The following is a 10330-nucleotide window of genomic DNA, read 5'->3' on the forward strand; positions in this document are numbered from 1 at the left end:
GCCTAGACAGCGTCGCCGAACTCCAAGCGGTTGCGGCGCTCGACACGGCGATCATGCAGGCTCGCGATGAACCAGGCCGCGAAGTACAGGCCGATCATCGGGATGGCGAGCATGAACATCGAGACCACGTCGGCCGAGGGCGTCGCGATCGCCGTGAACAGCACGATCACGAGGATGGCGACGCGCCACGACTTGATGATCGACGCGGCGCTGATCACGCCCGCGAAGTTCAGCAGCACGATGAACACCGGCACGACGAACGCGATGCCGATCGCCACGACGAGCTTCAGCACGAAGTCGATGTACTCCTTCGCGGTGAGCAGCGACATCGCGCCCTCGGGCACGAAGCTCGTCATCAGCTTCACGATGTTCGGCAGCACGAACCAGCCGGCCGCGCAGCCCGCGAAGAAGAGCGGGATCGCCGTCATGAAGAACGCGAGCGTGAAGCTGCGCTCCTTCTTGTTCAGCCCTGGCACCAGGAACGCGAAGATCTGATACAGCCAGACCGGACTCGAGATCACGAGGCCGAGGGTCAGCGCGATCTGCAGGCGCAGGTCGAACGCGCTCGAGATCGTCGGGAAGACGATCGCGGTCTCGGCGTCCTGCCCGCGCGCCTCGGCGACGCGGACGACCGGCTCCTGGATGGCGTCCCACACGTACAGGTCGGTGAGCACCCAGCCGGCGACCATGCCGACGACGATCGCGATCGCGGAGATGAACAGCCGCTTGCGCAACTCGATGAGATGCGCGCCGAGCGACATCCGCTTCTCGCGGTTCTTCTCTCCGCGATCCTTCACCGCGGTCATCGAGGTCAGGCGCTCTTGCCGGAACCCGGCTCTTCGGACTTCGTCTGCTCGTCAGCAGGCGCGGCTGCGTCGCCGTCGCCCTTGTCGGAGCGCACTTCGGTCTTCAGGATCTTCATCGACTGCCCGAGGCTGCGGGCGAGCGCCGGAAGCTTGGGGGCGCCGAACAGCAGCAGAATGACCACGAGGATGATCAGCGCGTGCCAACCGGTGAAGCCTTGCCACATAGGTATTCGTCCGTTTCTCGGGGGATGTTGGCGACAGTCTACCTGTCGGAGGTTTCCGTCCGTCCACTCCTGTGGACGGATGCCCGCGCGTCGCGTCGGAGGGATCAGTTCGGCGGGTCGTCCGTGAGCGCGGATGCCTCGGCATCGACGTAGCCCGCGAGACCCGCCTCGGCCCATCCGGCGACCGCCGCTCGCGCCTCGGGAGGCCCGACGACCGTCACGAGGCCGGGGAGGCCGGCCACGAGCCGCTTGAGGCCGTGCACGTGCGCGAGACGCAGGGTCACCCGCAGGCGCCCGTCGACCTCGGCGGTCGTCGAGTCGGCGAGGTAGTCGGCGAGGAGCGGCAGCGCCTCGGGCGCGACATCCACCACGACGTCGAAGTCGGACTCGGAGCTCTGGAAGAGCGTGTCGGGCACCTCGCGCTCGGGGTGCTGGTCGATCGGCACCTCGGAGACGACGAGGTCGCTCATGCGGTCGACGCGGAAGTTGCGCACGTCCTCGCGGGTGTGGCAGTACGCCTGCAGGTACCAGTCGGCGTCCTGCGAGAGGATGCGCAGCGGGTCGACCCGGCGACGCCCGGCGACGCCGAGCGCGTTGCGGTAGTCGAACTCGAGCTGGCGGCCGCCCGCGACGGCCTCGCGGATGCGCGCGAGCGAGGCGTCCGCCTCGGACTCCGCGACGGCGAGGCGGCTCGGCGCGGCGGAGGCGCCCGCGGTGAGCTTCTGCATGAGCGCGGCGAGCGAGGCGCTCCCGGCGTTCTCGGGCAGTGCGGAGAGGTACTGGAGGCCCGCGATGAGCGCGGACGCCTCGCGCGCGGAGAGCCGCGGCGCGTCGTCGATCGCGACGTGGTGCACGATGACGATCACGTCGTCGTCCTCGAAGGAGTCCCAGTCGATGTCGAAGAGGTCGTTCGGCTGGTAGGTGCCGGTCGCGCCGGGCAGCCCCGAGGTGGCGATCAGTCGCACGGCATCGCGGATCTCCTCCGCGCCGATGCCGAAGTGCGCGGCGGCCTCGTCGACGTCGACGACCTGCTGCTCGAGCAGGTACGGCACGAACGACAGGAGGAAGACGAGCTTGTCGGGCGCCTTCAGCGGGCGTGCGCGCTTCGCGCTCATCGGATGTCTCCTTCGCGATGGGCCTCGGCGACCGCACGGAGCCGTGCGCGGACGGCGTCGCGGAGCGAGCTCGGCGAGAGCACCCGGACCTCGGGCCCGTAGGCCGCGAGCTCGTCGGCGAAGATGGCGGCGTCGGTGTAGTGGAGGCGGATGACGCCCGCGTCCTCGTCGCGCAGCGAGGCCCGCTTGCCGAGGCGCACCTCCGCGTCGCTGCCCGCGGTGACCGCGAGATCGGCGGCGTTCGCGAGGCGCAGCGCGCTGAGGTCGGCGATCACCTGGTCCTGGATGCCGGGCGGCGGGGCGTCGAAGCTCGAGCCGGGCACCGTGGTCACCTCGCCGACGATGCGCGAGAGCAGGAAGGTGCGGGGCTCCTGGGCGTCGAGGTCGAAGGCGTGCAGGTGCCAGCGCCCCTCGTGCAGCACGACTGCGAGCGGGTTGGCCGTGCGCTGGCGCGGCGCCTGCTCGCCCGGCTTGAAGTAGCGGAACCGCACCGCCTGCCGGCGGTCGAGGGCCTGGCGCAACGGCTCGAACGCCGCGTCGCGCACCCGCAGGCGCGGCGCATAGCCGATCACGGGCTCGTGCGGCTCGATGCCGAGCGAGCGCAGCTTCGTGAGCGCACGCTGCGAATCGGCCGACAGGGATGCCTCGCGCCAGACCTCGGCCGCGAGGCCGAGGAGCGCGAGCTCGTCGGGCGTGAACCGCACCTCTTCGGGGAGTTCGTACTGCCCCTTCGGAATGCGATAGCGCAGCGCCTGGTTGTCGCCAGGCCGGTCGGGCGACTCGACGGTCTCGAGCGGGATGCCGAGCTCGCGGATGTCGTCCTTGTCGCGCTCGAACTGGCGCTCGAGGTTCGCGTTCGCACCCGAGGCGTCGAAGCGCTCGGCGTAGCCGCGAACGGTCGAGAGGATCTCGGACTTCAGGAGCCCCGTCTCGGTCGCCAGCAGCGCCAGCACCAGACTGAACAGTCGGTCCTCGACCGGTACCTTCACTTCGCCCCTGCGCTCTCCCCCGGCCACACGAGCGATCATACTGAAACGCTCGCGCCGGCCGGCCGCGCAGGCGTGATCAGAGCACGCCCAGGATGTCGACGACGAAGAAGAGGGTCGAGTCCGCGGGGATCTTCGCGTTCGCCTGGTCGCCGTAGCCGTCTTCGGGAGACACGATGACGCCCACCTGGGAGCCCACGGTCTGGCCGATGATCGCCTTCGAGAAGCCCGGGATCACCTGCGCACCCTCGCCCTCGGCGACGGTGAAGGTCACCGGGCTGCCGTTCTCCCAGCTGGAGTCGAACACGCTGTTGTCGTCCCAGAGGACGCCCGTGTACTGCACGACCACCGTGTCGCCGGACTCGACGACCTCGCCGGAGCCCTCCTTCAGCACCTCGACCTCGGTCTGCTCGGGCGGGTCGTTCTTCGGCACCGTGATGCCGGGGCGACCGTCGGGAGCGAGCACCACCGCGGGGAAGCCGTCGCGGCTGAGGCGCACGGCGCCGTCGGCACGCGACGGGAACGCCTGCTGCACGTCGAGCACCAGGACCAGGCTGTCGCCCGGGGCGATGCCGATCGACTGGTTGCCGTTCGGGCCGAAGCCGTCCTTCTCGGGGACGACGACGGCGACACGCGAACCCTCGCGGGCGCACGTCAGGCCCTTCTTCAGGCCGGGCAGCGTCGTGTCGGAGACCGTGAGCGGCACCGCGTCCTCATCGCCGAAGCCGGTGACCTGGAGCTCGTCACCGGTCGCGCCGTTGTAGACGGCGAGGCCGACGAGGGCCATCTGTCCCTCGGTGAGGAGGGGCCCCTCGCCCTCGACGATCTCGGTGCACTCCGTCTCGCTCGGCATGAGCGGCGTCGGGAAGTCGACCTTCGGCGCCGAGCCGAACTCACCGGTCGCCTCGACCAGCTCGGACGAGCCGCCCGTGGAGGCCTCGGGCGCGGGCGCCGGGGCGGTGCAGCCGGTGAGGGCGACGGCGACGAGGCCGGCCGTGGCGATGAGCGCGAATGACGAGCGCACTGATCCTCGATTCTTCGATGGGTCGCGGAGGGGCGTTGAAAGCCTACCCGTCCGAGTCGGACGGTTCGTTCTCGTCGGCTGGGCCGGTGGAACCGGCCTTCCGGGCCGCGGCGCCGGCCGCGCGCACGCGCTTGCGGAGGCTCTTGTCGCTGACCTGCCGCTCGCCGAGGGCGCCGGGTGTCCACGCCTCGACGTCCTCGGCGCTGAACTCGGTCTTCGACGGGCGGCGCTTGAGCTCGGGCAGCACGGTGTCGGGCGCGAGGCGGCGGGCCGTGATGAGGAAGCCGGTGTGGGCGATCATGCGGTGATCGGGGCGCACGGCGAGGCCCTGCACGTGCCAGCCGCGCACCATCGTCTCGGAGGACTGGGGCTCGGTGTACTCCCCCGTCGCCCTGATCGCCTCGGCGACGCGCGAGAGCTGGGTGGCGGTCGCGATGTAGCAGAGCAGCACGCCGCCGGGCTTGAGAGCGGCCGACACGGCGTCGAGGCACTCCCACGGCGCGAGCATGTCGAGCACGACCCGGTCGACGCTGCCGTCGTCGACCGTCTCGGGCAGCACCTCGGCGAGGTCGCCGAGACCGATCGACCAGTTCTCGGGCACGGCGCCGTGGAAGGTCGCGATGTTGCCGCGGGCGACTTCGGCGAAGTCGTCGCGCCGCTCGAAGGAGTGGAGCCGCCCGTTCGCGCCGATCGCGCGGAGCAGCCACAGCGAGAGCGCGCCCGAGCCGACGCCGGCCTCGACGACCGTCGCGCCCGGGAAGATGTCGGCCTGCGCGAGGATCTGCGCGGCGTCCTTCGGGTAGACGATCGCCGCACCGCGCGGCATCGACATCACGAAGTCGCTGAGCAGCGGGCGAAGTGCGAGGTACTCGATGCCGACCTGGTTCGCGACGACCGAGCCGTCGGGCAGGCCGATGAGGTCGTCGTGCGCGATGAGGCCCTTGTGCGAGTGGAACATCTGGCCCGGCTCGAGGGTGATGGTGTGCATGCGGCCCTTGGGGCCGGTGAGCTGCACCCGGTCGCCGACGCGGAACGGCCCGCTCTGCTCGCCACGGCTCGCATTCATCGTGCGACCTCCTCTGCGGTGAGGAGCGCGGCGACGTCGGCGACGGTCGCGCCTTCGAGCGTCGGCCAGATGACCGTCGAGGGCACGTCGTCGAGCTCGAGGATGTTGGGGACGCCGACGGCGACGGCACCGGCGGTGAAGGCCGAGGTGAGCCCCGCGGGCGAGTCCTCGAAGGCGACGCAGTCGGCGATGTCGACGCCGAGCAGGTCTGCGGCCTGCAGATACGGCTGCGGATGCGGCTTCGCGTGCTCGACCGAGTCGCCGGTGACGATGACGTCGAAGGCCGTGAACGGGATCGCCGAGATGATCTCGTCGGCCATCGAGCGCAGCGACATGGTCACGAGCGCGGTGGGCACGGATGCCTCGCGCAGCGCCTCGAGCAGTTCGCGGGCGCCCGGGCGCCACGGCACGCCGTGCTCGACGAGCATCTCGCTGACGCGGCCGGTCAGGCGGTTCACGATCGTGTCGGCGTCGAGGTCGACGCCCTTCGCCTGGAAGACCCGGGCTGACTCCCAGAGGCCGCTGCCGACGAGGGCGAGCGCCTCCTCGTGGCTCCAGCTGCCGCCGAAGGCCTCGACGAGCTCCTCCTCGGCGGCCATCCAGTAGCGTTCGGTGTCGACGAGGGTTCCGTCCATGTCCCAGAGGGCGGCGGCAGGCAGTCGTGTGGTCACAACCCCCAAGTCTACGGGCACGCCCTATTGTGGAGAGGACCCCGGGCGTCCGGGGCGGGAAGCGGGGCACCAGCAGTGAATCAGCCGGCCGGATTCGAAGGTCGAAGGCTGCTCGTGGTCGCCTTCGAGGGCTGGAACGACGCCGGTGAGGCGGCGACCGGAGCAGCGAAGCTCCTCAGCGAGCGGCTCGGCCTCGTCGAGATCGCCGCGGTCGATCCCGAGATCTACTTCGACTACCAGTTCACGCGCCCCACGATCGTCACCGCCGACGACGGCTCCCGACAGCTCGAATGGCCGGGCGCGGCGATCCTCGGCCCCAGCGGCCGGGGTGATCTCGACGACCCGGTGACCGGCCCCGGGGCATCCGGACTGCACGTGCTCATGGGCGCCGAGCCCGCGCGCAGCTGGAAGGGCTTCGCCGCCGAGCTCGTCGACGCGGCGCTCGCCGCCGACATCGACGGCGTCGTGCTGCTCGGCGCGATGCTCGCCGACGCCCCGCACACGCGCCCCCTGACCGTCTTCGCCTCGAGCGAGAACCCCGAGGTGCGCAGTGCGCTCGGCGTCGAGCGCTCGACGTACGAGGGTCCCGTCGGCATCCTCAGCGTGATCGCCGACCAGGCCGAGCGCGCGGGCATCCCGACCGTGTCCCTCTGGGCCTCGGTCCCCCACTACGTGCACAACGCACCGTCGCCGAAGGCCGTGCTCGCGCTGCTCGGCAAGCTCGAGGAGCTCACCGGGCTCTCGATCCCGCGCGGCAGCCTCGAGGTCGACGCGCAGGCGTGGGAGGCCGGCGTCGACGCGCTCGCCGCCGAGGACGAGGAGATGGCCGGCTACATCACGCAGCTCGAACAGGCCCGCGACGCGGTCGACGCCCCCGAGGCGAGCGGCGAGGCGATCGCGCAGGAGTTCGAGCGCTACCTCCGTCGCCGCGGCGACGGCCCCGAGGGGCGCGCCGACGGGCGCGGCGGCCCGGCCGCACCCTGACGGAGGCGCGCAGACGGCCGAGCCCGACCGCACCTCGCGCTGACGGATGCCCAGCTGACGCGGCCGCGCCGCCCCGGTCGACCGCGTCGGTCGCTCAAGCCTGGATCGCGCCGGTGGCGAGCATGGCGAACAGCGCGCCGCCGAGCACGATGCGGTAGATCACGAACGGCAGGAAGCTGTGCTTCGAGATCCAGCTCATGAAGAACGCGATCACGAGGATGCCGACGACGAACGCGACGAGGGTCGCCGCCGCGGTCTCGATCGGACCGTAGACCGTGGGCTCGTCGAGACTCTTCACGAGCTGGAAGAAGCCGCTGCCGAACACCGCGGGGATCGCGAGGAGGAACGCGTAGCGGGCGGCCGCGGCGCGCTCGTAGCCGAGCAGGAGGCCCATCGTGATCGTGCCGCCCGACCGCGAGACGCCCGGGATGAGTGAGAGCGACTGCGCGAAGCCGTAGAGCACGCCGTGCGGGTATGTGAGCTGGTCGAGCTTGCGGCGCTTCGCCCCGGCCCAGTCGGCGAGGCCGAGGATGATGCCGAAGACGACGAGCATCGTCGCCGTGATCCAGAGCGAGCGGAGCGTCGACTCGATCGCGTCCTGGAAGAGGATGCCGAACACCACGATCGGGATCGAGCCGATGATGATGAGCCAGCCCATGCGCGCGTCGGGGTCGTTGCGGGGCACGCGACCGGTGAACGAGCCGAACCAGTGCGAGATGATGCGCACGATGTCGCGCCAGAAGAAGACCACGACCGCCGTCTCGGTGCCGAGCTGCGTGATGGCGGTGAACGCCGCCCCCGGGTCCTGCGCGCCGGGCAGGAACTCCCCGAGGATGCGCAGGTGGGCGCTCGAGGAGATCGGGAGGAATTCGGTCAGGCCCTGGACGAGTCCGAGGATGAGCGCTTCGATCACGTGGTTGCTGTCGCCTTCCGTCTCCGCGCGCGGCGGATCTCTGCTTCGGCCGTCGACGGGCCGGTCAGTACTCGAGGAGCAGGTCGCGGAGGACCTGCCTCCCGAAGACTAGTGCGTCGAGCGGCACCCGCTCGTCAACGCCGTGGAACATCGCAGGGAAGTCCAAGCCTTCGGGCAGCCGCAGTGGGGCGAAGCCGTACCCGGCGATGTCGAGCCGGCTGAGCGCCTTGTTGTCGGTGCCGCCCGAGAGCAGGTAGGGGAACACCGGCGCGCCCGGATCGTGCGCCTCGAGCGAGCGCTTCACCGCGTCGACGAGGCTGCCCGAGGTCGAGCTCTCGAGCCCCACGTCGCGATGCACGATCTCGATCTCGATGTCGTCGCCGACGAGCGCCTGCACCTCGGCGAGCACCGCCTCCTCCTCGCCGGGAAGGGTGCGGATGTCGATCAGCGCCTCCGCGCGGTCGGGGATGACGTTGTGCTTGTAGCCCGCCTCGAGCAGCGTCGGGTTGGAGGTCGTGCGCAGCGTGGCGGTGATGAACCCCGAGGCCGAGCCGGTCGCGAGGGCGAGCTCGTCGGGCGAGACCTGCTCGGGGTCGACGCCGAGCACGCCCGCGATCTCGCCGAGGAGCTCGCGCGTCGTGTCGGTGAGCCGGATCGGCCAGTCGGTGCGTCCGAGCACGGCGACGGCCTCGGCGAGGCGCGTGATCGCGTTGTCGCGGATGCGGCGGGATCCGTGCGCAGCGACACCGCGGGCGACGAGCTTGATCCAGAGCAGCGACTTCTCCCCCGTCTGCAGCAGATACGCCCGCCGGCCGCCGACGGTGATCGAGTAGCCGCCGACCTCGCTGATGGCCTCGGTCGCCCCCGCGAAGAGCTCGGGGTGGTGGTCGACGAGCCAGCTCGAACCGGCACCGCCGCCGGCCTCCTCGTCGGCGAAGAACGCGAACACGAGCTCGCGCTCGGGCAGGCGCCCCGAGCCGAGGATGTCGCCGAGGGCGGCGAGCATCATCGCGTCCATGTCCTTCATGTCGACCGCGCCGCGGCCCCACAGCATGCCGTCGCGGACTTCGCCCGCGAAGGGGTCGACGCTCCAGTTGCGGGCGTCGGCGGGGACGACGTCGAGGTGGCCGTGCACGACGAGCGCCGGCTTCTCGGGATTGCGGCCGGGCACGCGCGCGACGACGCTCGTGCGGCGGGGCTCGGGTTCGAACAGCTGCGGGGCGAGTCCGAGGGCGGCGAGCTTCGCCTCGACGTACTCGGCGGCCTCGCGCTCGCCGTTGGCCCGGCCCGAACCGTAGTTCGAGGTGTCGAAGCGGATCAGGTCGCGGGCGATCACCGCCGTCTCGTCGAGCTCCGTCCCCGCAGGGATCGTCACGGGGTTCGTCGCTGATTTCTCGGATGCCTCGACCATGCGCTCCACGCTAGTCGCTGGCCTCGTTCCGTGCCCCAGACGGCTGAGAAGGTGGTTCGGAACCGGTTTTTCGGGGTGCCATCCGGGGTTTCACCGGGGCGAGCGAGCACAGGGCGCCGTTTGGTCAAAACGGCCTCTGAAACCGTGCTAATCTCTTCTACGGCCGCTGAGAGATCAGCGGAGAGACACAAGCGCGGGTGGCGGAAATGGCAGACGCGCTAGCTTGAGGTGCTAGTGCCCTAACGGGCGTGGGGGTTCAAGTCCCCCCTCGCGCACGCTTGTGTCGAGAAGGCCGGATCAGATTCTGATCCGGCCTTCTCGCGTTTCAGGGGTCGGGTGCACCGCCGCAGGTCGCCATGCCGCCTCAGGTCACAGCGTCTCGCTCGGCTCGACCGGCTCGATGAGCTCGGGGCCGTTGTCGCCGAGCGGGGCGACCTCGTGGAATCGCAGCTCGGGCACCATCGGCCGTGACGCGGCGACCGCCTGGTCGACGAGCGACTGATCGCCCTTCGTCTCGGGGTCGAGCCAGGTCGACCAGAACTCGGGCGGCAGCATGACCGGGATGCGGTCGTGGATGTCGGCGAGCCCGCCCGTCGCGTCGGCGGTCATGATGGTCGCGGTGAGCACCCACCGGTCGGGGTCATCGTCGGCCTTCGTGCGATCGCGCCACCACGAATACAGCCCCGCGAAGGCGATGGGGCCGTCGTCGGCATGGATGAAGTACGGCGTCTTGCGCTTGCCGACGGTGTGCCACTCGTAGTAACCGTCGGCCGGGATGAGTGCCCGCTTGCCCTGCAGCGAGGCGCGGAACGCCGAGGAGGTCGCGACGCCCTCGGACCGGGCGTTGAAGGTCGGGTACTTGAGCTTCAGCTCCTTCGAGAACGAGGGCACGAGCGACCAGCGCGCCGACTCGAGGCGCCGCACCACGGGCCCCTCCTTGTTCGACTCGATGACGACGGGGATCTGCTCGGTCGGCCGCACGTTCCAGCTCGGCTCTGGCAGCCCCTCGCCGACCGTGTCGATGTCGAAGAGCGCCACCAGGTCGGGGGCCGTATCGGAGATGACGAAGCGTCCGCACATGGCGTCAGGCTACCCCGCGCCGCCGACATCCGAGCGGGGTGGACGGACGG

11 protein-coding genes and 1 tRNA gene are annotated in these 10330 nt (G+C 70.6%); 2 read left to right on the plus strand and 10 right to left on the minus strand.

Annotated features, from left to right (window positions below):
* Window positions 1-2: 2 nt before the first annotated feature.
* The 7 genes from tatC to ACFVAJ_RS14320 all read right to left on the minus strand — a co-directional run bounded on the left by tatC (window position 3) and on the right by ACFVAJ_RS14320 (window position 5892).
* Window positions 3-761, minus strand: coding sequence for a twin-arginine translocase subunit TatC (gene tatC / locus ACFVAJ_RS14290; protein ID WP_376945834.1), 759 nt, complete (start codon window positions 759-761; stop codon window positions 3-5).
* Between the two features lie 50 nt (window positions 762-811).
* Window positions 812-1030, minus strand: coding sequence for a twin-arginine translocase TatA/TatE family subunit (tatA, locus tag ACFVAJ_RS14295; RefSeq protein WP_376945183.1), 219 nt, complete (start codon window positions 1028-1030; stop codon window positions 812-814).
* A 104-nt stretch (window positions 1031-1134) separates the two neighbouring features.
* Window positions 1135-2145 carry a helix-turn-helix transcriptional regulator gene (locus ACFVAJ_RS14300; RefSeq protein WP_376945185.1) on the minus strand — a complete coding sequence of 337 codons (1011 nt, stop codon included), beginning with the start codon at window positions 2143-2145 and terminating at the stop codon, window positions 1135-1137.
* A complete protein-coding gene (locus tag ACFVAJ_RS14305; RefSeq protein ID WP_376945187.1) occupies window positions 2142-3134 on the minus strand; it encodes a helix-turn-helix transcriptional regulator in 993 nt (330 codons plus the stop codon). The genes ACFVAJ_RS14300 and ACFVAJ_RS14305 overlap by 4 nt, the downstream gene beginning before the upstream one ends.
* Window positions 3135-3210: 76 nt before the next feature.
* Window positions 3211-4155 (minus strand): FKBP-type peptidyl-prolyl cis-trans isomerase, encoded by a 945-nt coding sequence (locus tag ACFVAJ_RS14310; protein WP_376945189.1) that lies wholly within the window; start codon window positions 4153-4155, stop codon window positions 3211-3213.
* Window positions 4156-4198: 43 nt separating this feature from the next.
* The gene (locus tag ACFVAJ_RS14315; RefSeq protein ID WP_376945191.1) at window positions 4199-5221 is read right to left on the minus strand and encodes a tRNA (adenine-N1)-methyltransferase; all 1023 of its coding nucleotides are present in this window, start codon (window positions 5219-5221) and stop codon (window positions 4199-4201) included.
* Entirely contained in the window at window positions 5218-5892 is a 675-nt protein-coding gene (locus tag ACFVAJ_RS14320; RefSeq protein WP_376945193.1) for an HAD family hydrolase, read from the minus strand. The genes ACFVAJ_RS14315 and ACFVAJ_RS14320 overlap by 4 nt, the downstream gene beginning before the upstream one ends.
* 108 nt (window positions 5893-6000) lie before the next feature.
* Between ACFVAJ_RS14320 and ACFVAJ_RS14325 the strand changes: the two genes are divergently transcribed.
* Window positions 6001-6876, plus strand: coding sequence for a proteasome assembly chaperone family protein (locus tag ACFVAJ_RS14325; RefSeq protein WP_376945835.1), 876 nt, complete (start codon window positions 6001-6003; stop codon window positions 6874-6876).
* A gap of 94 nt (window positions 6877-6970) precedes the next feature.
* Here the strand turns inward: ACFVAJ_RS14325 and ACFVAJ_RS14330 are convergent, their stop codons facing one another.
* Both ACFVAJ_RS14330 and ACFVAJ_RS14335 read right to left on the minus strand, forming a co-directional pair.
* Window positions 6971-7789: an undecaprenyl-diphosphate phosphatase gene (locus tag ACFVAJ_RS14330; RefSeq protein ID WP_376945195.1), complete on the minus strand. Its 819-nt coding sequence runs from the start codon at window positions 7787-7789 to the stop codon at window positions 6971-6973.
* A gap of 64 nt (window positions 7790-7853) precedes the next feature.
* Window positions 7854-9200 (minus strand): M20/M25/M40 family metallo-hydrolase, encoded by a 1347-nt coding sequence (locus ACFVAJ_RS14335; protein WP_376945197.1) that lies wholly within the window; start codon window positions 9198-9200, stop codon window positions 7854-7856.
* Window positions 9201-9391: 191 nt separating this feature from the next.
* Between ACFVAJ_RS14335 and ACFVAJ_RS14340 the strand changes: the two genes are divergently transcribed.
* Window positions 9392-9475: transfer RNA gene (locus tag ACFVAJ_RS14340), tRNA-Leu, on the plus strand.
* Window positions 9476-9569: 94 nt separating this feature from the next.
* Here ACFVAJ_RS14340 and ACFVAJ_RS14345 read toward each other — a convergent pair.
* Window positions 9570-10280 carry an SOS response-associated peptidase gene (locus ACFVAJ_RS14345; protein WP_376945199.1) on the minus strand — a complete coding sequence of 237 codons (711 nt, stop codon included), beginning with the start codon at window positions 10278-10280 and terminating at the stop codon, window positions 9570-9572.
* Window positions 10281-10330: the final 50 nt, after the last annotated feature.

The organism is Agromyces sp. NPDC057679 (genome assembly GCF_042799635.1).
In the GTDB taxonomy this organism is placed as follows: Bacteria; Actinomycetota; Actinomycetes; order Actinomycetales; family Microbacteriaceae; genus Agromyces.

Bases quoted from the DNA above. Each gene is read 5' to 3' on its own strand.
- tatC (WP_376945834.1), bottom strand. From the start codon at position 761: ATGTCGCTCGGCGCGCATCTCATCGAGTTGCGCAAGCGGCTGTTCATC.
- tatA (WP_376945183.1), bottom strand. From the start codon at position 1,030: ATGTGGCAAGGCTTCACCGGTTGGCACGCGCTGATCATCCTCGTGGTC.
- ACFVAJ_RS14300 (WP_376945185.1), bottom strand. From the start codon at position 2,145: ATGAGCGCGAAGCGCGCACGCCCGCTGAAGGCGCCCGACAAGCTCGTC.
- ACFVAJ_RS14315 (WP_376945191.1), bottom strand. From the start codon at position 5,221: ATGAATGCGAGCCGTGGCGAGCAGAGCGGGCCGTTCCGCGTCGGCGAC.
- ACFVAJ_RS14335 (WP_376945197.1), bottom strand. From the start codon at position 9,200: ATGGTCGAGGCATCCGAGAAATCAGCGACGAACCCCGTGACGATCCCT.
- ACFVAJ_RS14345 (WP_376945199.1), bottom strand. From the start codon at position 10,280: ATGTGCGGACGCTTCGTCATCTCCGATACGGCCCCCGACCTGGTGGCG.